Source organism: Kyrpidia tusciae DSM 2912, from assembly GCF_000092905.1.
Taxonomy (GTDB): Bacteria; Bacillota; Bacilli; order Kyrpidiales; family Kyrpidiaceae; genus Kyrpidia; species Kyrpidia tusciae.
This window is the reverse complement of the sequence record NC_014098.1, coordinates 1,655,332-1,677,524: the sequence shown is the minus strand read 5'-3', so window position 1 is coordinate 1,677,524 and position 22,193 is coordinate 1,655,332. Positions and strand designations below refer to the sequence as shown.

Here is a 22,193-nt window from a genome sequence, read left to right as displayed (position 1 = left end):
ACTGGACAACAAGAAGGGAGATTTTAAGGTAGGTCCATGCCGAGAAAAAAGTATGATACTGACTTCAAAACCAAAGTTGTCCTGGAAATTCTCAAAGAGGAAAAGACGCTCTCGCAATTGGCGTCCGAATATGGCGTTCACGTCAATCAACTCCGCCAATGGCGGGATATCGCCTTGGAAAACTGGCCACGGGCGTTTGAACCTGAGAATAGACAGCTGGCCAAAATTCGTTCAGAATATGAAGACAAGATCCAAGAATTGTATGCGGAGGTCGGTCGCCTGAGCACACAATTGTCTTGGTTGGAAAAAAAATCTCGCCTCGCTCAGTCGAGAGGACAGGCTGGCTCTCATCGACTTCCAAGAACGTGAACTCCCGCTCGCCGTTCAGGCCAAGCTTCTGGGCTTAAACCGGTCCAGCCTGTACTACAAGCCAGTCGGACCGTCCGAGGAGGAGGTGAGGCTCAAACACCGGATTGACCAAATTTACACGGAGCATCCGTTCTACGGTTCCCGGCGCATCACGGCCATTTTACGCAGCGAACATTGGACCGTCAACCGCAAGGCCGTCCAGCGTCATATGCGGGAGATGGGGATTGCCGGCATCACTCCGGGTCCCAATTTGAGTCGGCGCGCCCAGGCACACCGGGTGTATCCCTACCTGTTGCGCGGCTTGAGGATCGAGCGTCCGAATCAGGTCTGGGGCATCGACATCACGTATATCCGCATGGCGCATGGCTGGATGTATCTGGTGGCGATCCTGGACTGGTACTCCCGTTACGTGGTCAGCTATGAGCTGGATCAAACCCTGCATATGGATTTTGTTCTGAAGGCCTTGCATCGGGCCCTGCGGCAGTGGACGCCGGAGATCATGAATAGCGACCAGGGAAGTCACTTTACCAGCCCGAAGTACACGGACGTACTGCTAAATCATGGGATTCGGATCAGCATGGACGGTCGGGGTCGAGCCCTGGACAACATCTTCACCGAGCGCCTGTGGCGGAGTCTGAAGCAGGAAGAGGTGTATCTTCACGACTACCAAACGCCGAAACAGGCTCGGGAAGGGATCGCCAGATACCTGGAGTTCTACAACCACAAGCGCCCGCACCAGTCCCTGGGATACGTGACGCCGGCCTCTGTGTTCGGGCTCTAGAGGGGGCCCCTCCGCCAAGGAGGGGGATCCTCCTGCCAAGAACGAGCACCAACGACGAAGGGGGGCTCCTCCACCAGAATGATCGAGGGATGATCCAGAAATGGAAAACGCGTCCGGCCATCATATCCATATTCAGGAATTCCGACACACTTTAAAAAGGGCCAAAAAAATGTCTTGACAATGGGGTCCACCTCAGATTTGCTCACAAACCTGGCGGCCGTGGGATCAGCCGGTATCGTTTAGGAGGGTTGTTCCCAGGTCATGCGGTCACCCATCTGTTTACGTAATGGGCTCCGGGGAGACGCGGAATGGGGACAGCAGGTCCTGCGCATCGAGGAGGGTTAAGATATGAATCGGACCGTTGTGATGTATGTGTCCATGTTGGCCATGGTTGTGGCTTTTGTCGCGTGGTCGATGATCTCCCCAATCGCTCCGCAACTGCAGCAGGTCTACCACCTGTCGGGGTTTGAAAAGAGTGTCATGGTGGCGACGCCGATCCTGCTCGGGTCTTTGCTTCGGATTCCCATGGGAGTGCTGGTGGACCGCTTTGGCGGGCGGCGGGTGTATACCTTACTCCTCATCTTTGTCGCTGTTCCGGTGCTGGGCGTCTCGACGGCTCACTCCTACGGCCAGTTGATCGCGTGGGAGGTGCTGCTCGGGATTGCAGGCACCTCATTCGCGGTCGGTATCGGGCACGTGTCCGCCTGGTATCCGCCGGAGCGCCAGGGATTGGTCTTGGGAATCACGGCGCTCGGAAATTTAGGAACGGCGGTCGCTGGGTTTACGGTTCCAACTCTCTACCTGCGGTTTGGGTTTCAAACGACCGGTATGTTCATCACCGCGGCCGTGCTTGCAGCCGCTGCGGGGGTATGGGTGTTCACCCGGGATGCCCGGTTGGCCAAGGGGGCATCGCTGGTCAGCGGTGCCTCGGCGGCTGGCGCCCGCCCATCTTCCATTTGGTTTCAGCGCAGGCTGTGGCTACTGGCGACCTTCTACTTCATCACCTTTGGCAGTTTCATGGCGTTCGGGAACTATTTGCCCACCTTGTTGCAAGGGCAGTTTCACCTGACTCCGGTGGATTCCGGCCTGCGGGCTGCGGGGTTTGTGCTCCTCGCCACGGCCCTGCGGCCGATTGGGGGGTACCTGGCGGATCGCATTGAGCCCTACCGGCTGTTGATCGGGGTGTTTGCCGTCGTGGCGGCCGCCTCTTGTCTGTTTGCTGCAGGACTGGACCGAATTCTCCTGACGACTGTTGCCGCGTTGGTGATCGCGTCAATGGTGGGGCTCGGCAACGGCATTGTGTTTAAACTGGTTCCCTTGTATTTTCCGCAAACGACCGGCCAGGCCACAGGTCTCATTGGAGCGGTGGGCGGCGTCGGCGGCTTCTTTCCGCCACTCATCATGGGTGCCATGAAGGACGTCACGGGAAGTTACAGCGCCGGGCTCCTGCTGCTCGGTTGCACTTGTCTCGTTGCCCTGGGTTTCGCTTGGGCGGAGCGCCGGCGAGGACTGCCCTTGCCCCCTGCTGAGAGCGGAACGCGCGTTGTCTGAAAGGGTTCGAGCAGCCGGCCCGGCCGCGGGTTGTAGGCCCCGGAGGCGCAGTTCGGACGAAAGGACGGTGGAGACATGATCGGACCTGCGTTGAGGCAATGGGATTCCCACCACGCCATTCATGAAGCCGCGTGGTTGGAAGCGGAAGAGCTGACTCGGAATCTGGAAGATTGTATCGCCCAGCGGGAGTTGCACCAGGCAGCCGACATGGCCCGTATCTTGTTGGAACATTGGGAAACGCGGACCCTGCGCCACGCCCAGTCGGAGGAGGAAGGGTGGTATCGGGAAGTTGTCGCTGAGAACCCGGCGATGGAGGCGGAAGTGATTGCACTTTGCCGCGATCACGAACTGATGCGCACATTGGTGAGTCAAGTCACAAAGCTGTTGCAAACCGAAGGGGCGATGGACGCGATCCTTCGCCGGTTTGAGGCGTTGTTATTGCTGGTGTCCTTGCACAGCCGCGATGAGGAAACACGCCTACTTGTCCGCCGGCAGGGGGACAAAAGTGACGACAGGAGAGAAGGAGGCGCGCAATGATCACCCCCGAACAGACCCGGGATGCAATAGAGATTGACCGTAGGGATCTCCTCGATGTGCTGAAGCTGCGATTCGGACCGGTGCCCGAAACCATTCGCCGCGCCATTGAAAAGGTGGACGATCCCGACACGCTGGAGCGGCTGATCTTGGTGGCCGCGAATGTCCCCACGCGTAATCTCTTCGTGCACGAACTCGGCGAGGGAACGAAGGCGTTCCGGATCGTGGGCGAAACCTTCAACCCGATTCCTGCAGGCGAACAGGGGGAGTGAACACATGCCGAACCGGAATACGCCGTTTCGAAACCTATTGTTGCACTTGAGGCCCAGAAACACGTTCAACCAAGGATGGTCCGAGGAAAGCGTTCGCTCCCGACATTGGGAGAACCTGTACCGTGCGAGATGGCAGCACGACAAAGTGGTCCGCTCCACCCACGGTGTCAACTGCACCGGTTCGTGCAGTTGGAAAATCCACGTCAAGGACGGGATCATCGCATGGGAAACGCAACAGACCGACTACCCGTCCCTGGGCTTGGATTTTCCCGAGTACGAACCGCGGGGCTGTGCGCGCGGGGCGAGCTTTTCCTGGTACACGTACAGCCCTTTGCGAGTCAAATATCCATACATCCGGGGAGAGCTTCTCTCTTTGTGGAGGGAAGCCAAGCAGCAGGCGGCCAACCCGGTCGAGGCGTGGGAGAGTATCGTCGGCGACCCGGAGAAAAAGCGCAGATATTGGTCTGCGCGCGGAAAAGGCGGTCTCGTGCGGACGACCTGGGAGGAAGTCACCGAGATCATTGCCGCGGCCACGATTTACACGATCAAAGCGTACGGGCCGGACCGGGTCGTTGGATTCAGCCCGATCCCGGCGATGTCGATGGTGAGCTACGCGGCGGGAGCGCGGTTTCTGTCGCTGCTCGGGGGAACGATCATCAGCTTTTACGACTGGTACGCTGACCTGCCGCCCGCGTCCCCGCAGATTTGGGGCGAACAGACGGATGTACCGGAAAGCGCGGACTGGTACAACACAAAATACTTCATCATTTGGGGCACGAACTTGCCGATGACCCGCACCCCCGACGCACACTTCATGGTGGAAGCCCGCTACAACGGCACCAAAGTTGTCGGAGTGAGCCCCGATTATGCTGAATACATCAAGTTCGCCGACCTTTGGCTCCCGGCCAAAGCCGGGACGGACGCCGCCCTGGCCATGGCGATGACACACGTGATCTTAAAAGAATTTTATGCAGATCGGGAGACCGAGTATTTCTCCCAGTATGTGAAACAATACACGGATCTGCCGTTCTTGGTCACTCTGCAGAAACGTGGGGACGCGTTTACGACCGACCGCTTTCTGCACGCCTCGGATTTACATGAGGACGAAACGCTGGGGGAATGGAAGACCCTCGTCTGGGATCAAAACTCGGATTCGCCGGCAATTCCCAAGGGAAGCATCGGATTTCGGTGGGACGAGTCCGGCAAATGGAATCTGAACATGGAGGATGCCGACGGAAGACCGCTCAATCCGGTGCTGAGTCTGATCGACCGGGCGGATGAAGTCGTATTGGTGGACTTCCCGTACTTTGGCGCAAATCAAGGGGAGACGTTGCGACGCGGCGTGCCGGCCAAGAAACTGACCGACAAAAACGGTCAAGCCGTTTACGTCGCCACGGTGCTGGATCTCCTGATGGCCCATTGTGGAGTCGGCCGCGGACTTCCCGGTGATTATCCCAAAGACTACGACGATCCCGTTCCGTACACCCCGGCTTGGCAGGAGGCCATCACGGGGGTAGACCGCAAACTTTCGATTCAGGTGGCGCGTGAATTTGCGGAGAATGCGGCGCGCACCCGCGGGCGGTCGATGATTGCGCTCGGAGCCGGCACCAACCATTGGTACCACAGCGACCTGATTTATCGTTGCATCATCAACCTGGTGTTATTGACCGGGTGCCAAGGTGTCAACGGAGGCGGTTGGGCGCACTATGTCGGACAGGAAAAAGTCAGGCCTCTGGAAGGCTGGTCCACGGTCGCGTTTGCGACGGACTGGGTCAGACCGCCGAGGCACATGCAGGGAACGACGTTCTACTATTTTGTGACAGACCAGTTCCGTTACGAAGAACTGGATACGGCGACGATGGGTTCGCCGCTCGGCGGGCGTTTCCATCACATGCATCCGGCGGACATGGCCGCGATGGCGGCCCGGCTGGGATGGGCGCCGTCCTATCCGCAATTTGAACAAAATTCGTTGGACCTTGTGGACGAGGCGAGGGCGCATGGAGCAACCACCGATCAGGAGATTGTGCAGCGAGTGGTGGAGCGGATTCGCCGGGGAGAAGTGAAATGGGCGGTGGAAGACCCGGACAATCCGAAAAACTTCCCCCGCGTGTTTTTCGTCTGGCGCTCGAACCTGATGGGGGCAAGCAGCAAAGGTCACGAGTACTTTCTGCGCCACCTGCTCGGGGCCGACGGCCATGTGCTGGCGGAGGAGAGTACCACGTGGAAACCCACCGACGTCAAGATCGAGGGTCAAGCGCCGCAAGGCAAGCTGGATCTCCTTGTGAACATCGATTTTCGCATGACCGGCACCGGGGTGTATTCCGATATTGTGCTGCCCGCCGCGACGTGGTACGAGAAATACGACCTGTCCAGCACTGACATGCATCCATTTGTGCACCCATTTAACCCGGCCATCTCGAGCCCATGGCAAGCAAGAAGCGACTGGGCCATCTTCCGAAGCATCGCACAGGCATTCTCAACCCTGGCGGAGAAGATCCTGCCTGCACGGGACGACCTGGTGATGGTGCCCCTCGGTCACGATACCCCGGCCGAGATCGCTCAACCGGACGGGAAGGTGCGCGATTGGCGCAAAGGGGAGGCGGAGCCAATACCCGGCAAGACGATGCCGAGTTTGGTCATCGTCCACCGCGACTATCCGAACGTGTATCACCAAATGATGTCGCTCGGCCCGCTCGTGGAAAAGTCGATTGTGTCCAAAGGTATCTCGATTTCCGGCGAACGGGCGTACAGGGAAGTGGCGGAACGGGTCGGAACGTGGGACGAGGAGGGAGTTGGTTGCGGAAGACCGTCCCTCTACCACGATCACCATGTCGTCGAAGCGATTCTGACCCTCTCCGGTGCGACCAACGGGCATCGGGCCATGGAAGAGTGGAAAGCCCTGGAGCGCAACACGGGGTTGGCGTTGAAGCAGATTGCAGCAGGACGCGAGGACGAAGCACTCACGTTGGCGGATATCACGGCACAACCCCGGTTGACGATGCCCACGCCGGTGTGGAGCGGGATCGAAGGTGAGGGAAGGCGCTATTCGCCGTTCACGGCCAACGTGGATTTTAAGTTGCCCTGGCGAACCCTGACCGGCCGCCAACAGTTCTACCTCGATCACGAAGTGATCCTCGATTTCGGAGAAAGCTTGCCGTTGTACCGACCGCCGCTGGGCTTGCCTCCGTTCCAACCGGGGGATGCGCGGATTCCGGAAGACGAAGGCGGCACCGTGATGGTGCGCTATCTGACGCCGCACCAAAAGTGGGGCATTCACTCCACCTACACCGATACCCCGCGCATGCTTTCGCTGTTCCGGGGCGGCCAAACGATTTGGGTCAGTGAAGAGGACGCGGCGAAAATCGGCATCAAGGACAACGACTGGGTGGAAGTGTACAACCGCAACGGTGCGATCGTCGCCCGGGCGGTGGTGAGCTATCGCTTGCCCCAAGGCATCGCCATGATGTACCACGCCCAGGATCGCGTGATCGGCGTCCCCGGGAGCCGGATTACGAAAGACCGCGGGGGTACCCATAACAGTGTGACGCGGGTGATTCCGAAACCGACGCACATGGTGGGGGGGTATGCGCAGCTTTCTTATGCTTTCAATTATTACGGTCCGACGGGGCACCAGCGCGACGTGATGGCCTTCATCCGGCCGCTGAAGGAGGTTGACTGGCTTGAGAGTTAAAGCACAGGTCGCCATGGTGATGAATCTGGATAAATGTATCGGTTGTCACACCTGCAGCGTCACCTGCAAGAACACGTGGACAAACCGTCCCGGGGCGGAATACATGTGGTTCAACAACGTCGAGACCCGACCGGGGCCCGGTTATCCGCAGGAGTGGGAAAATCAGGACCGGTACCGGGGAGGGTGGGTGCTGAAAGACGGAAAACTGCGCCTGCGGGCGGGGGGAGCCGTCACAAAGCTTGCAAATATTTTCCACAACCCAGATCTGCCGACCATTGACGATTACTATGAGCCTTGGACGTACGACTACGAAAACCTTCTCGAAAGCCCGCGCAGGCGGCACCAACCGGTGGCCCGGCCGCGTTCGCTGTTAACGGGAGAATGGATGGACCGGCCTGTCTGGGGGTCGAACTGGAACGACGATCTGGCGGGAGGCAAGGAGATCGCCCCCCGCGACCCGAACTTGCGCGAACTTGCCGTGCACATTGCGTTCGAATACCAACAGGCCTTCATGATGTATTTACCGCGGATCTGCGAACACTGTCTCAATCCCGCGTGTGTCGCCGCCTGCCCGTCCGGGGCGATGTATAAGCGGGAAGAGGACGGGATCGTGCTCGTCGACCAGGAGGCCTGCCGGGGCTGGCGGTTTTGCGTGAGCGCGTGCCCGTATAAAAAGGTCTATTTCAATTGGAACACACACAAGGCCGAGAAGTGCCATTTCTGCTATCCCCGTATCGAATCCGGGCTGCCGACGGTGTGCTCCGAGACCTGCGTGGGGAGAATCCGCTATCTGGGCGTTGTCTTGTATGATGCCGACAAAGTGCGCGAAGCCGCATCCGTGAAGGATGAGAAAGGCCTCTACCCGGCGCAGTTAAGCGTATTCCTTGATCCGAACGATCCCGTCGTCATCCGGGAAGCGCGGAGGGCCGGGATTCCGGATGCGTGGATTGAAAGCGCACAGCGGTCGCCCGTGTACAAGATGGCCGTGGAGTGGCAAGTTGCCCTTCCCTTGCATCCGGAGTACCGGACTCTGCCGATGGTCTGGTACGTTCCCCCGCTCAGCCCGATTGTGAACCACATTCAAAACGAGGACCGGATGAGCCTGGACGCCTACATTCCGGCAGTCGACGAGATGCGGATTCCCATGGAATACCTGGCTTCCATCTTGACGGCCGGGGACGTACACGTGATTCGCAAAGTCCTGCTGCGCTTGATGGCGATGAGGGTACACATGCGCCGGAAGACCGTCGGTGACCTGGACGACTCGCGGCTCTTGCAGGAGGCGGGGATGTCCACCCAGCAGTTGGAAGATATGGCCCGACTGTTCGGCGTCGCGAAATACAGCGAGCGGTTCGTGATCCCAACCGGCTCGCGTGAGCACGACCCGAGTCTGCCCTACGAGCAAGGAGCGTGCAGCCTGGAAGGCATCGCCCCTCAGGAAGGCGTTCCGGCTCCGGTCGGTGCGCACTGGGGAGGGAAATCCCGTGGCTGAACAGGGCATGGCTGCACAGTGCACTGAGAGAGACAAGCAGGCGGCATGGAGGATCATCGCTTTTCTTCTCAGTTATCCGGGATGGGCGATGTGGCGGGAAGCACTGCCTGAGATCGCCACATGGGCTCGGGAAGTCCAGAATCCCGACATCGGGAACACCTTGGCCGCGGTCGTGGAGCGATTTCTTCACACTGATCCGCTCGAGCTGGAACGCACCTATGTCGAGACGTTTGATTTCAACGACAAACGGGCGTTATACCTCACTGCTCACGAATTCGGCGACAGCCGCGACCGCGGCCCGGCGTTGATCGAGTTGCGCAGACTCCTAAGAGAACACGGGTTCGAGGAAGCCGATCATGAACTGCCGGACCATCTACCGCTGTTGTTCGAATTCCTGGCCGTCACAGCCGCCTCACCGGACAACGCGGAACTGGAACGCCGGCTCGCGCGGGTGTGCGGGGAGATTGAACAGGCATTGCCGGAAGGAAGTCCGTACCGGCCGGTGTTCCGATGCGCAAACGCGATCTTGGGGACAACTGGGCCGGCGGAGTTCCGGAACCCGTCCGGTCGGTGCGAGGCGGCGGACCTCGACGAACTGCCCTATCCATTATATTACGAATGACGATCTCGTTCCGTACGAGGGTGAGGGGTGAGGCAACATGGGACAGGTTTGGTGGGTCATCTACCCGTACTTGGCGTTGGCGGTCATGGTCGTCGGGACCATATACCGGTACATGTATAACCCGCTTGGTTGGGGATCGAAGTCGAGCGAGCTGTTGGAGAAACGGTGGCTGCGGCTGGGGAGTCTGCTATTTCACTGGGGGATCCTGTTTGTCGCCGGCGGTCACGTGATTGGACTCCTGATTCCGAAACAGGTACACCAGTGGCTTGGCGTCTCGGACGAACTGTATCACTTGAGCGCGGATGTGCTCGGGGGACTCGCCGGATTCGCCGCTTGGCTGGGTGTCGTCATCCTGTTGCTGCGCCGGATATTCAATCGCCGGGTGCGCTTGAATTCGACACCGTCGGATTACGTCGTGCTGGTCTTGCTGTTCGTTGTGATCACGCTGGGCGATGTGGTCACCATGGGTCACAATAATATATACGGACCTTATGAGTACCGGGATACTGTGGGGCCGTGGGTGCGCGGACTGCTCACGCTGCATCCGGACGTCGGATTGATGGCTCAGGTTCCGCTGTTGCTCCAGATTCACGTCATCGCTGCGTTCGCCCTCTTCGCCGTATCCCCGTTCAGCAGGCTCGTACATGCCTGGAGCGCGCCGATCACGTATCCCATGCGGGCCCCGATTCAGTACCGTTCCAGGACCCGGTATCTCGATCGGCAAGAGGAGAAATCCGGCACGCCGGCGAATGCGGGTATGACGGAGGGCAACCGCATGCGCTCGTCTCGTCAATACTGACACTATCGAGACAGCCGGCGACGGGGGTCGATCCGGCACTCGGCCGAAATCGGTGATGTGAGATTTCGCACAACGACCGGCTTTGGTTTATGAGATGATGAGGCCAACTCAGAACGAGGGGGGAATTCGAATGCACACGTTCACCGGAAGTGACCAAGTCGGAGATGTGGTTGCCCGGTTTCCAAAGGCCGCCGAGGTTTTCAAACGGCACAGGATCGACTTCTGTTGCGGGGGCGGACGCACGATTCACGATGCCGCACAAGCGTCGGGGTTGAATGAAGACCGGATTCTTCAAGAATTGAGCGACCTGTACGCAGAAAACGCAAACCTGAATGAACAGAATGTCAACTGGGCCAACGAGTCCATGGGTGCTTTGGTGGACCACATCGTCAATGTCCACCATGCGTATTTGAACACGACGCTTCCTGTGCTGGGAGAGCTCACCACCAAGATACTGCGAGTTCACGGTGCAAATCACGGGGAATTGGCTTCTGTTCATCGTCTCTTTCACAGTCTGAAAATGGAGTTTGAACAACACCTGATCAAGGAAGAGACGGTCGTGTTTCCTAAAATCGTGGAGTTTGAGAACCAAAAGTCCGATGCGTCGTTGGAGGTTAAAAATATATATACATTAACCTTGTTTCATGCTAATATATAGTCATGAAAGACACACAGTATCTACCGATCGGCAAAGTGGCAAAGATGCTGGGACTGAGCGTGCAGACGATCCGTCGCTGGGAAAAGGCCGGGAAGATTCATTCCATTCGTTCGCCAGGGAACCACAGGTTGTTCGACGTGGAAGAAGTGCGGCGGCTTTTGGGAAAACCGGCCGGGGACCGGACGGCGATCTACGCCCGGGTATCTTCGGCCAAACAAAAGGCGGACGGCAATCTCCAGCGGCAACGGGAACGGCTGGAGCGGTACGCGGAAGAACGCGGGTACGATGTGGTCCGGGTGTTTTCCGAACAGGCGTCGGGAATCAACGAGAACAGGAAACAACTGGCGGCCCTGTTCAAACTCGCCGAAGACGGGGAGATCGACCGGGTGCTGATCGAATACCCGGACAGGATGGCGCGGTTCGGATACCGGTATCTGGAGCGGTTTTTCGAGAGCCACGGGGTGGCGGTCGAGTCCACCCACAAGACCGAGCCGAAGACATCCCAGCAGGAGCTGGTGGAAGATCTGTTGACGATCATCACCGTGTTTTCAGCCCGGATGTACGGCAAGCGGTCGCAGGAGTTCCGGAAAAAGATTGGGCAGGCCATGAAAGAGATGGGAGGTGAGGGAACTGGTCACGGTCATCAAGACGATCCGGATCGGGATTCACAGGGAGGTCCATCGGTGCAAGAGGGAGGCCCTGGAGAGGACCAAGGACATCTATAACCAGGTGATTGCGTTTTACATGGACTTTTTCGCCGCACATCTGAACGTGTTGGACGAGCCGGTCCAGGTTCGGAAGAAGGACGGGTCTATCAAAGAACGAAGGCGCACCAACCAAGAACTGCTGACCTTCGCGGAGTTTCACACCTTGGCGACCAAAGCCCACCCGAACCCGGGGTGGCCGCTCGACGAACACGTTCCGTCTGCGAAGGGGATGCCGACGGAGTTGCGGCGGGCGGCAATCAACCAGGCCATTGGCAAGGTCCGATCTTGGTCGAGCGCCGTGAAAGCCTGGGAGGTTGCGCCGCCCGGGAAGCGGGGCCGGGAACCGCAACTGGGCAGGCCGGGCGTACCGGTGACGTTTTATGCGGGGATGGTCGAGCACCCCGCGTATGACCTGACCCCGCGGAAGAAAAAGCGGCACACATTCATCAGCTTGAAACTGCACACCGGGCAGAAGTGGGAAAAGGTGTCGCTACCGGTTGTGGTTCACGCCCAGGCCGAAGCGCTTCTCGCCGGGTCCGCCCTGGAGAAAGAACGAATCGCTTGGGAAAGGAAACGTTCAAAGACGGCCCAGGCCGGTTCCGGCGAAGAAAAAGGGGACCGGACATGGGTGGCGAAATCCCTGACGGTGTACGGGAAGAGGGACAAACGATATCCGGGCGGGGTGCGGTATGCGCTGCACATCCCGATGGAGAAATCCGTAGACAAACCCCGGAAGGCCGAGGAACAGCGCCGGGCAAACCCACAGATGCCGGTGGTCACAGTGGACCTGGGGGCCAACCGGTTGGCGGTGATGGGAGCGTTCGTGGAAGGGCGGCTGGCGGCCACGAGGTTCGTGGACGGCCGGGCCTTGAACCATCGCCGGCACCGGCTGTTGACCGTCATTCACCGCAAGCGGGCGCAAAGCGGACAGCTCCAGCCGGGGGTCCAAGACAACGCGAACTTGTGGAACAAGATCCGGAACCTGGACGAGAACGCGGCCAAGCAGACGGCCCTGGCCATTGTCCGGTTCGCGAAGAAGCACGGCGCAAAGGTGATCGTGTTCGAGCACCTGCGTCGGTACCGGCCGCCAAAAGAGAAGATGAGCCGGAGCGGGCGGAAGAACCACAAACGGGCGTACTGGTTGCGCGGACAGATCATGGAATGGGTCCGGGACCTGGCGTTTCGGGAAGGGATTCTGACGGTGGAGCGCAACCCGGCCTACACGTCCCAGGTCTGTCCGCACTGCAAGGTGCTCGGGGAACGCCAGGGCTCGCGGTTCACATGCAAGAACCCGAACCATCGGTACAGCGCGGATGCAGATTTTGTGGGGATGATGAACCTGTACCGGAAATGGACGAAGACATTCGTGTATCCCCAGAGAGGGGATGACCCAAAGCCAGAGGTTGCCTGAGGGCAAAATATCCCTCTGGTCTCGCGGGAGGCTAACCGCCTGGACGGGACAGGGGTTCACGCTTCTGCCTTTCGCGAGTGCCCGTGTGGTACGGGATGGCTCTGAGCTTCATTCCTTGGGGACCGGTTTGCCGATCCTGGCTTGCCGGACGCGGGAGGAAGCACACGCCGAGAAGCGCGCCCACCCCGGGGGTGGCTCCCTTCCGGATGGAAGGAGACAAAGGTCAGGCCGACAGCGGTTTGTTGGATAGCTTTGATCAGATATTCCGGCAACTGTTGATACCACGCGGCCCTTGGAGCGGTTCAAGAGCTTGAGGAAGAACACGACCGCTGCGGAGAGATTCTCAAAGAGATTCGGGCTGTGACAAACGACTATGCGGTCCCCCCCGATGCATGCGGAACCTATCAATATACGTTCTCGAAACTCGAAGAGTTGGAATCGAACACGTTTACGCACATTCATTTGGAAAACAACATTCTCTTTCCGAAACTGCGCGCCGCCAAGGAACGGATCAGAGCGTAATTGCACAACGCCGGGATCCCGGCCGCGCCCCGTGAAACTCCTCCGGTTTCTACGGGGTGGACGGGAGCTCCGGTTTTGCCCCCGGCAGGCAGAAACGGCACGTCGGGCGACGGCCGCCATCGCACCGGCATCGCCCGGTCCGGCCCCAGGGAACCACAGGCTGTTCGATGCCGAGGAGGCGAGGCGGCTTTTAGGAAAACCGGACGGGGATCGGACGGCGATCTACGCCCGGGTATTTTCGGGGAAGCAAAAGAATGGGTGAAAGACCTTGAAACGCATTGCCCCGCTTTTTTAGTTTACATAATGTACATTATCGGACTCAAAACGGGCCATCAAAAAAGCCTCACCTTTCCCGCTGGATCAATAGCCAGAGAACAAGCATTGCCAATTGTTATCATCGGGCAACTGCGCTCCATCTTGCCACCCGGCCGCAATTCGGGTAAAGTGAAGCTATCGAGAAGAAAGTGCCCTCTGGCAGGCAGACGGAGGGCGTAGCCAGATGCGGGGGTGCGGTGTTCACCATGCGAATCACTTCTTATTTCGATTACAATTGCGTGTTTTGTTATATCGGGCGGTATCGCCTGCGGGAGGCCGCAAAACGGACCGGCGCATCCATCGAATGGGTCGCCTGGTCCATGCCCGAGGGTGCATCTCCCCCGCCCAAACCCGATGACTACCGGGAGGGCGTGAAGCGCTATGTCCGGGCGGCTTCTGAAGATCTGGGCCTCGACATTCGCCTCATGAGGCCAGTGGACACCCGAGATGCCCTCACCGGCATGTATTACGCCCGGGAAGAGGGTGTTGAGGAAGCGTATCACCAGCAGGTCTTTGATGCCCGGTTTTTGAAGGGATTGGACGTGTCGGATCGCCGGGTACTGACAGAGTGTGCTGAGGCCGCCGGTCTATCCGGGAGTCGGTATCTGAATACACTGGACCAGGAAAAGTATCGCGCGCTGTTAGAGGCCGACTTCCAGCGCGCGGCAGGCGCGCGAATCTGGACCATCCCGGTTTATGAAGCCGATCACCGTCGGTTGGAGGTTCATCACTACGATCAGTTGCCCACCGCCGGTGGGTTGGTCGACTCGCTCAAGCTTACAGGAGTCAAGGCCGAGGATTGAATCTGTCGCCGGAGTTTGTAGTTCTGGCGCTCATCGTTATGCCGGGCGTTCATTTTTCCACCCTCCCAAACCTACACAAATCTCACCTTGCGCTCCCCCATTCCTCTAAAATCCTTCACTGGACGGAGGGCAAGTGAAGAATCATACCCGGGTAAAGGACACTTTCTCCTGATAAATGATTCATCTGGCGCAACTGATAGATCCACTCTCTCCTATCCACATCGGGGCCCGCATACCGCGACGCGATGTTCCACAGGGTGTCCCCTTCTTGGACTGTGATGCTTCTGTCCTCACCCGCCTCGGCGTGGGGATGGTGGTGCAACAAAACTCCTCCTGCCGTCCCCAGCCCCATGAGAAAAAGAACCCCTATTCCGAGCACAGTCCGGCTCCATGCCAGGCTTTCCCGGGCCGGGCTAAAACCCGGGATCAGGCAAGCTTGTCTCCGGGCTTTTCCCCGGCTCGCCCGGAGGCTGATCCCCTCCATCCTCTCGTCCCCGGCCAATCCCCTCAGCGGTGTTCCCATCGCCTCACCCTCACTCTCCCTGTACCATGTGTCCCTGTGTTGGAGGACCATTGACCATGGGCCCTCCTCGTCCCGCTCTCCCACACCCACACAATTTTATGCAGTGAGCCCTGTCCCCCCATGTGTATGCCTCCCAGACGAGGGCGAGAACAAAACTTATGTTCGCATCCAGTGTACACGGAACAAACGTTTGTGTCAATGGTTTTTGAACCTCGCCTGCGGGAAGAGGATGAAGCGCGGCATGCAGGTGTTTTCTGACTCTCGGTACTCTTTCAGATCGAGGAAGACAGGAACGGCCCTTTTAGATCGGCAAATATACGTTTGTTTTTTTGGCAGATTGGGTGTATCATAGAGGCACAGCGAGGAATACGGATTTTGGGCCGGTGCATCCGTACATCCCCTGCAATGGACGCTCGAATTTCTGGACAAACCACTGAAGGCCGCTTTCAGACTGTCTAACCCGGCGCGTTTCCCGACATTGAAGAAAAAGAGCCGGGACGGGGCGGGCCAGCGCTTTCCGCGCCCGAAACAGATCAACCTCGACCTGGCGACCAGGGATGCGGACGGGCGGGGTGTCTGGCCGAAGGTCTTCTTGCCCCGGGCCGAGTGGGTGAAGTCCCGGACCATCGCCGGGACGATTCGAAACGCCACGCAAATGGCCGGGCATGGTACGTCTCTTTCCAGACGGAGATCGACGTGCCAAACCCAGTTCACCCGTCCGAGCGCATGTCCAAAAAGGTGAACGCTGCTTCCGAGTCCAGGTTGCAAGATCCGTGCAGGATCCACCCATGAGAAGAGGTGATGTTCGTGAAATTGTCAAGAAGGCAGCAGGATATCCTCGATTTCATCAAGAAAGAAGTGAGAGAGAAAGGCTATCCTCCTTCCGTTCGGGAGATCGGCGAGGCGGTGAACTTGTCTTCCAGTGCCACGGTCCACCGTCACTTGGGCCGGCTGGAGCAGATGGGGTACATCCGCCGGGATCCGACGAAACCCAGAGCCATTGAAATTTTGGAGGAGGATGCGCAAACGGTCGGGCCTGTCACCATGGCTCCCGTGGTGGGCCGGGTTACCGCGGGGTTGCCGATCACCGCTGTGGAAAACATCGAGGATTATTTTCCCCTCCCTGCGTCCTGGACCGGGGGAGACCCGGTTTTCTTGCTCAGAGTGGTCGGCGACAGCATGATTGAGGCCGGGATATTTGATGGGGACTTGGTGGTGGTTCGCCAGCAGCCCACCGCCGAGAACGGTGACATTGTGGTGGCGATGACCGACGAAGGAGAAGCCACGGTGAAGCGGTTCTACCAGGAGAAAGATCGCATTCGCCTTCAGCCGGAGAATTCCACCATGGCCCCACTCTATTACAAGAATGTGACAGTTCTCGGCCTCGTGATCGGTCTCTACCGTTCGATTCGATGAAGTAGTAGAATGAAAAGAGATGGTTTCAGCTCAGTCTAAGAACAGGAGGACGTCAGTGTGAAGAGATGGCAAGGCATGACTCTGGCTGCCCTACCGGTGGTTCTCGGCCTCGTTTTTATCATCGGAGTATTTGCCAACTGGTTCCCCATTCAAACGGGACGGTCGACCGAGGCCACGGCGAGCGGTTCGGAGTCAGGGGGTGGCTCCGGACCCGTTGATACGAGCGACCCGGGCGCACAGATTTTCTCTCAATCCTGCGCGAGTTGCCACGGAGCGAATTTGGAAGGTCAGACTGGGCCCAAGCTTCTTGGCATCGGGAGCAAGATGAACGAGGCGCAACTGGTGGAGTATATCAACGATCCGAAGCCGGTAGCCGGTTATCCACCGATTATGCCTCCCAAAGGCGGACTCCAGTCCGATGACCAAGTCAAGCAAGTGGCTGCATGGTTGGCGAAGCAAAAGTAACGCAGAACTTCATCATTAGGCAACAACCCCTGCAGCATGTTGCAGGGGTTGTTCAATCCATCGGCGCGCCACCCTTAAGGCGAGCTTCCACGTCTTTTGTTTGACGGCGCCGATCAATACAGGTTCAAGTACTGGTCCCGCTCCCAGGGATGAACGGCGGTGCGGAACATATCCCACTCAATCAATTTCGCCTCGACAAAATGTGTAAACGCGTGTTCTCCCAGGGCATTGACGATGACTTCATCCCGGCTCAGCTCATCCAGAGCTTCTTTCAAACTGGCAGGCAGCGTCAAAATCCCGGCCTGCACGCGTTCGCTTTCCGTCATCACGTAAATGTTGCGATTGACCGGTTCCGGCAAGGGCATACGGTTGCGGATCCCATCCAGTCCCGCAGCCAGCATGGCCGCCAAGGCCAGGTACGGATTGGCCGACGGGTCGGGGCTGCGCACTTCGATCCGGGTGCTCAAGCCCCGGGAAGCGGGCACTCTCACCAAGGGGCTCCGATTCTGGAACGACCACGCGATGTAAACCGGCGCCTCGTATCCTGGCACCAAGCGCTTGTAAGAGTTCACCGTAGGGTTGGCGATGGCGGTGAACGCCCGGGCATGGGCGAGGATTCCCGCCAGGTACTGTTTCGCCGTTTCACTCAGGCCGAACTCGTCCCGTTCATCGTAGAACGCATTCTCGCTTCCCTGGAACAGAGATTGATGGGTGTGCATCCCGGATCCGTTAATCCCGAACACCGGTTTTGGCATGAAGGTGGCGTGCAGACCGAGCTGCCGGGCGATCGTCTTGACCACCAACTTAAAGGTCATGATATTGTCCGCCGCCGACACGGCATCGGCATATTTAAAGTCGATTTCATGCTGGCCAGGCGCCACCTCGTGATGGGAGGCCTCGATTTCAAAGCCCATCTGTTCCAAAGCCAATACGATCTCCCGGCGGCAGTTTTCCCCCAGGTCTACCGGAGCCAGATCAAAGTATCCCCCTTGGTCGTTCACTTCGGTGGTGGGGCTGCCGCTCTCGTCCATCTTAAATAAGAAAAACTCCGGTTCCGGCCCGACGTTCATGGTGGAGAAACCCATGTCCTGGGCTTGGCGCAGGACTCGTTTGAGAATTCCCCGAGGATCTCCGGGGAAGGGGGTGCCGTCCGGAAGGTAAATATCGCAAATCAGCCGAGCCACTCGCCCTCCGTCTCCCCCGATCCAGGGAAATATCAGCCACGTGTTGAGATCCGGATACAAATACATGTCCGATTCCTCGATGCGGACGAAACCTTCGATCGACGAACCGTCGAACATGATCTTGTTGTCCAGGGCTTTGGGCAACTGACTCACCGGGATTTCGACGTTTTTGATAATACCGAGCAAGTCAGTAAATTGGAGGCGAATATAACGGACGTTCTCTTCTTTGACCATTCGCATAATGTCTTCGCGTGTGTACTGGCGTGGCATCGATGGACTCCTTTCTTCTCTTCACAGATATGTAACAAAACGATTCCCCGCCCTCTGACAGGGAATCGTCTCGCTCTTTAACGGAAAAACCGGGAGAGCTCGCCTTGGATCAGCGACGCCGGTCTACCCGGTCGCTCCAATTGGGCGATGAGCTCTTTTTTCAGCAACTCGTGCAAGTCCCGGTCCGTGAGGTTGCGATTCCCTTCCACCGCAAGTCGCTCTTCCTTCGGAAGGTCTTCGACATCGGTGGGTTTTTCGGCCGGTCCCAAGGCCTTTTTAATCCCCGCGATATTCAGACCTTGATCGATCAGTTTCTTGATCTCGAGCAGGCGTTCGACGTCCCGGAAAGAAAAAAGGCGCTGATTGCCCTTGGTGCGAATGGGTTGAATCAATCCCTGCTGTTCATAATAGCGAATCTGCCTAGCGCTCAACTCGGTCAACTTCTGTACGATCCCGATGGGAAACAGGGCCAAATTGCGCCGCACATCATCTGACATACGCGATCATCCCCTTTGGCTTCCGATACTGATCACCACTGACCACGGGGTTCACGGACGGGGAATGCACTGATTTTCTAATTCATTATACCCCCAGGGGCGCAAAGTTGTCAACTCGATGTGAGTTAACGTAACTGTTAGGCCCGCTCACTTTTAGGGAGAAAGCCGGAGGAACGCAAGGACCGGGCCGCGTGCAGATAAGCAAGTTTACCGTGTTCGTAGGTTAAACCACCCTGGACAAAAACCCGGTACGGGGGGCGCATGGGGGCATCCGCAGACAGTTCCAGGGATCCGCCTTGGACGAAAGTCCCCGCGGCCATGACCACCGGGTCGGGATACCCGGGCATGGCCCAGGGCTCGAGGACGACGTAGGAATCCACCGGAGATGCGGACTGGATGGCCTGGCAGAACGTCAGCACGGCCTCCGCCGATGGCAGGTCGAACTGCTGGACCAGATCGCTTCGGGGATCATTCCACCGGGGCTGGGTTGGAAAGCCCAAAGTTTCAAAGAGGGCGGCACCGAACACCGCGGATTGCAGCGCTTGGGAAACCACGTGAGGGGCGAGGAAAAATCCCTGGTAAAACAGGCGCCATTCCGCGCCCGTGGGCCCGGCCTCTTCCCCCACTCCCGGGGCTGTCAAGCGGCAAGCGGCCGCATGGACGAGATCTTTTCGCCCGACCACGTACCCGCCGGTGGGCGCCAATCCCCCCCCAGGATTTTTGATCAACGAGCCCGCGGCCAAGTCTGCCCCAACTTCAGTGGGTTCCCGGGTTTCGGTGAACTCTCCGTAGCAGTTGTCCACGAGAACCACCGCCTCCGGTTGGATTTTCTTGACCAAGGAGATGGCCTGTTCGAGCTCGTCCACCGAAAGAGCCCGGCGACCCGAATAACCCCCGGAGCGCTGCAACACCACCATACGAACGGGGACCGCGGACAGTACCTTCTCTAACGCGTCCAGGTCCACCCGGTTATCCGATGTCAAATCCACCTGTGTATAGGTTATCCCCCACTCCACCAATGTACCCTCACTTTGACCGGTTCCCTTCCCGATCACGGTGCGCAACGTGTCATACGGCTCTCCGGTTGCATAGACCAACCGATCCCCGGGGCGAAGAACGCCATACAGTGCCAGGGCCAGGGCATGGGTGCCGGACACGATCTGAGGGCGCACCAAAGCGGCCTCCGCCCCGAAGACCCGGGCATAGATGCCATCGAGAATTTCGCGGCCCCGGTCGTTGTACCCATAACCCGTGGATCCCCGCAGGTGCACATCGGCGACGCGGTAGTGCCGAAAGGCTTCCAGTACCCTCTCTTGATTCATCATGGCCGTGCGTTCAATGGCGCGGCGGCGCCGGGCAATCCGGTCTTCGATTGTTTCTGCGATCCGCGTGAAATCCTCCTGGCGATCGCTGTGTGGACCTTCTGTGTGAATGGTGCTCACCTCATTGCTGATAACGCGGCCCGTGAACTCCGCAATTCCAAGCCCTTTGTTTCGGATTCTATCATAAACGGGTGACGAGGTGTCTTTGCATCTGGCGTCCGTCAAGCGGAATGTTTACAGACCTCTCGCAGCCATTGTACCACCGGTGTAAAGCCCGTGCGATAAAGAGACGACACCACGAAGATCGGAATATCCTCCCCGTGTTTCAGAAGCATCTCCGCCGCCCGGGCCGCGCCAGGCAAGTCGATTTTGTTCCCGATGACGACGTAATGGGACGTTTGCCTGCCCACTTCCATCAGCGTACGATCGACATCACTCAGTTGAAACCCCTGGGCCGCGGTGCGCCCGAGGTCGACGACGTGAAACCAGATCCTGCTCTCCGACAGACACCGAAGAGACTCTCCCATATGTTGTCGAAGTTGTGTGTCGGGATGGATATCCGCCACCAAACCCGCCGTATCGACAAGCCGCAATGTGATCCAGGGGTGCCAGCGCCGTACCGCGGCGTCCACCCATTGCGGTTCTTGGGTCTTGTGCCGCCCGAAGGCGCACAGCCGCCGGCGGGCTTCTTCCACGGCTAACCGCTCCTTGACGGTGCGCCCCCGCTGATCCTTCCGGCGGATGGGCAGCTTGCGGCCGGCGAGCAGAGCCCCCAGTTGTAGCCAGAACATGGTTTTTCCAGCGGCGGTGATGCCGACCACGGTCCCCTGTATCCTCACCTCTCCCCCACCTCCCAGATGAAATCCTCGGCCCGAAGAGTCATCAACGCCTCCCGGTCCCGGATTCCTTCTCGGAGGAGGCGGTGGGCCTGGCGGCGCAGGGCGCGTTCTAAGACGTTGCGGACCAGGCGGGCGTTGCCAAAGCGGGCGTTGCCAAAACACGTTCCCGCGGCGGTTTGTTCGCTCAACCAGGCGCTGAGCCGGCGCCGGGCGTCAGGAGAGAGCCGATACTCCCGTTCGGCCAACATGCGGTCGGCGATGGCGAGAAGTTCGTCGGCCGAGTAATCGTCAAAATGCAATTGGATTGGAAACCTGGAAGGGAGCCCGGGATTCAGGCGTAAGAATGCCTCCATTTCCCGAGGGTATCCGGCGAGCACCACGACCAGGTCGGTCCGGTGGTCCTCCGCGGCCTTCACCAAGGTGTCGACCGCCTCTCGGCCAAAATCTTTAGGGCCTCCCCGGGCCAGGGAATAGGCTTCATCCACGAACAGCACCCCTCCCAGGGCGCGCTGGATTTGTTCCCGGGTCTTCTGGGCCGTGTGGCCGATGTACTCGCCCACGAGGTCGGCGCGTTCCACCTCGATCAATTGGCCTTTGCTCAGAATCCCGAACCGGTGCAGCCATTTGGCTACAAATCGTGCCATAGTGGTTTTCCCCGTTCCGGGATTGCCGCGAAAGATCATATGCCAAACCACGGGTACCGCTTTCAGCCGGCACTCCTGCCTGCGACTTTGGATTTCCGCGAAGGCGAACGCTTCCTGGAGAACGTCTTTCAGGCGTTGCAGCCCAACGAATTGATTGAGCTCCTCCACCATTTCCCGGTAAAGCTCTTCCCGAGAGGCGGGCGATACCGCCCCTTTTGCCCCGACGGGGGCACCGGGGAGCTGGGTGCAGCCCGCGGACGGCGCCGCGCCGTGTCTGCTCCTCCCCGGCGGGGGTGTGTCATACATCTGCCTCAGTGCCTCGGCCAGGGCCAGCTCCCCTTCCACATAACGGCGAATGATCTGTTCTGTCACATGGCCCGGACTTCGCCTGGAGTTTTTCACGGCGCTCTCCCCCTCTCTGGGCGGCTCGCTGATGCAGTCTATGCACTGCGCGGCAGGTGGGTGAATGCCCAGACCGGTTGCAGCGGGGCGCCGACGCAAACAAG

20 protein-coding genes and 1 pseudogene are annotated in these 22,193 nt (G+C 58.8%); 15 read left to right on the top strand and 6 right to left on the bottom strand.

Annotation, left to right across the window (positions count from 1 at the left end):
• The first annotated feature begins 36 nt into the window (after positions 1 to 36).
• The 13 genes and pseudogenes from BTUS_RS08255 (at position 37) to BTUS_RS08195 (ending at position 14,527) form a co-directional block, all read left to right on the top strand.
• Positions 37 to 1,150 (top strand): IS3 family transposase gene (locus BTUS_RS08255; RefSeq protein WP_013075653.1). Its coding sequence is split into 2 segments (ribosomal slippage): positions 37 to 306 and positions 308 to 1,150, totalling 1,113 coding nucleotides; the frame shifts between segments, so codons are not numbered across the junction.
• 348 nt (positions 1,151 to 1,498) lie between these two features.
• Positions 1,499 to 2,701: an MFS transporter gene (locus BTUS_RS08245; RefSeq protein ID WP_013075652.1), complete on the top strand. Its 1,203-nt coding sequence runs from the start codon at positions 1,499 to 1,501 to the stop codon at positions 2,699 to 2,701.
• Positions 2,702 to 2,776: 75 nt separating this feature from the next.
• On the top strand, positions 2,777 to 3,238 hold the full coding sequence (locus BTUS_RS08240; RefSeq protein WP_013075651.1) for a hypothetical protein: 462 nt from the start codon (positions 2,777 to 2,779) through the stop codon (positions 3,236 to 3,238).
• A complete protein-coding gene (locus BTUS_RS08235) occupies positions 3,235 to 3,507 on the top strand; it encodes a hypothetical protein (protein ID WP_013075650.1) in 273 nt (90 codons plus the stop codon). The genes BTUS_RS08240 and BTUS_RS08235 overlap by 4 nt, the downstream gene beginning before the upstream one ends.
• A 4-nt stretch (positions 3,508 to 3,511) precedes the next feature.
• Complete coding sequence (locus BTUS_RS08230; protein WP_013075649.1) at positions 3,512 to 7,198, top strand: nitrate reductase subunit alpha; 3,687 nt, start codon at positions 3,512 to 3,514, stop codon at positions 7,196 to 7,198.
• Positions 7,188 to 8,690 (top strand): nitrate reductase subunit beta, encoded by a 1,503-nt coding sequence (gene narH / locus BTUS_RS08225; RefSeq protein WP_013075648.1) that lies wholly within the window; start codon positions 7,188 to 7,190, stop codon positions 8,688 to 8,690. The genes BTUS_RS08230 and narH overlap by 11 nt, the downstream gene beginning before the upstream one ends.
• A complete protein-coding gene (gene narJ / locus BTUS_RS08220) occupies positions 8,683 to 9,312 on the top strand; it encodes a nitrate reductase molybdenum cofactor assembly chaperone (protein WP_013075647.1) in 630 nt (209 codons plus the stop codon). The genes narH and narJ overlap by 8 nt, the downstream gene beginning before the upstream one ends.
• A gap of 37 nt (positions 9,313 to 9,349) precedes the next feature.
• The gene (narI, locus tag BTUS_RS08215) at positions 9,350 to 10,111 is read left to right on the top strand and encodes a respiratory nitrate reductase subunit gamma (protein ID WP_013075646.1); all 762 of its coding nucleotides are present in this window, start codon (positions 9,350 to 9,352) and stop codon (positions 10,109 to 10,111) included.
• A gap of 130 nt (positions 10,112 to 10,241) precedes the next feature.
• A complete protein-coding gene (locus BTUS_RS08210) occupies positions 10,242 to 10,769 on the top strand; it encodes a DUF542 domain-containing protein (RefSeq protein WP_013075645.1) in 528 nt (175 codons plus the stop codon).
• 2 nt (positions 10,770 to 10,771) lie between these two features.
• Positions 10,772 to 11,494, top strand: a complete 723-nt coding sequence (locus BTUS_RS08205; RefSeq protein WP_013075644.1) for an IS607 family transposase — start codon at positions 10,772 to 10,774, stop codon at positions 11,492 to 11,494.
• On the top strand, positions 11,391 to 12,887 hold the full coding sequence (locus BTUS_RS08200; RefSeq protein ID WP_245543379.1) for a zinc ribbon domain-containing protein: 1,497 nt from the start codon (positions 11,391 to 11,393) through the stop codon (positions 12,885 to 12,887). Before BTUS_RS08205 ends, BTUS_RS08200 begins: the two co-directional genes overlap by 104 nt.
• Before the next feature lie 306 nt (positions 12,888 to 13,193).
• Positions 13,194 to 13,409 (top strand): annotated as a pseudogene (locus BTUS_RS17470) (hemerythrin domain-containing protein); the annotation flags it as partial.
• 521 nt (positions 13,410 to 13,930) lie between these two features.
• Entirely contained in the window at positions 13,931 to 14,527 is a 597-nt protein-coding gene (locus BTUS_RS08195) for a DsbA family oxidoreductase (RefSeq protein ID WP_245543404.1), read from the top strand.
• 115 nt (positions 14,528 to 14,642) lie between these two features.
• On the opposite strand, the gene BTUS_RS18840 is transcribed toward BTUS_RS08195, so the two are convergent.
• Entirely contained in the window at positions 14,643 to 15,050 is a 408-nt protein-coding gene (locus tag BTUS_RS18840; RefSeq protein ID WP_169307952.1) for a LysM peptidoglycan-binding domain-containing protein, read from the bottom strand.
• An 801-nt stretch (positions 15,051 to 15,851) separates the two neighbouring features.
• Here BTUS_RS18840 and lexA point away from each other — a divergent pair.
• Together lexA and BTUS_RS08175 are read left to right on the top strand one after the other, a co-directional pair.
• Positions 15,852 to 16,466, top strand: a complete 615-nt coding sequence (lexA, locus tag BTUS_RS08180) for a transcriptional repressor LexA (protein WP_041303961.1) — start codon at positions 15,852 to 15,854, stop codon at positions 16,464 to 16,466.
• Positions 16,467 to 16,523: 57 nt separating this feature from the next.
• The gene (locus BTUS_RS08175; protein WP_013075639.1) at positions 16,524 to 16,931 is read left to right on the top strand and encodes a c-type cytochrome; all 408 of its coding nucleotides are present in this window, start codon (positions 16,524 to 16,526) and stop codon (positions 16,929 to 16,931) included.
• A 113-nt stretch (positions 16,932 to 17,044) separates the two neighbouring features.
• Here the strand turns inward: BTUS_RS08175 and glnA are convergent, their stop codons facing one another.
• The 5 genes from glnA to BTUS_RS08150 form a co-directional block, all read right to left on the bottom strand.
• Positions 17,045 to 18,385, bottom strand: coding sequence for a type I glutamate--ammonia ligase (glnA, locus tag BTUS_RS08170; RefSeq protein WP_013075638.1), 1,341 nt, complete (start codon positions 18,383 to 18,385; stop codon positions 17,045 to 17,047).
• 77 nt (positions 18,386 to 18,462) lie between these two features.
• On the bottom strand, positions 18,463 to 18,882 hold the full coding sequence (locus BTUS_RS08165; protein WP_013075637.1) for a MerR family transcriptional regulator: 420 nt from the start codon (positions 18,880 to 18,882) through the stop codon (positions 18,463 to 18,465).
• A gap of 137 nt (positions 18,883 to 19,019) precedes the next feature.
• Positions 19,020 to 20,324 (bottom strand): methionine gamma-lyase family protein, encoded by a 1,305-nt coding sequence (locus tag BTUS_RS08160; RefSeq protein WP_322785831.1) that lies wholly within the window; start codon positions 20,322 to 20,324, stop codon positions 19,020 to 19,022.
• Between the two features lie 101 nt (positions 20,325 to 20,425).
• Entirely contained in the window at positions 20,426 to 21,043 is a 618-nt protein-coding gene (locus tag BTUS_RS08155) for a GTPase domain-containing protein (protein WP_013075635.1), read from the bottom strand.
• Positions 21,040 to 22,089 (bottom strand): AAA family ATPase, encoded by a 1,050-nt coding sequence (locus BTUS_RS08150; RefSeq protein WP_013075634.1) that lies wholly within the window; start codon positions 22,087 to 22,089, stop codon positions 21,040 to 21,042. Before BTUS_RS08150 ends, BTUS_RS08155 begins: the two co-directional genes overlap by 4 nt.
• Positions 22,090 to 22,193: the final 104 nt, after the last annotated feature.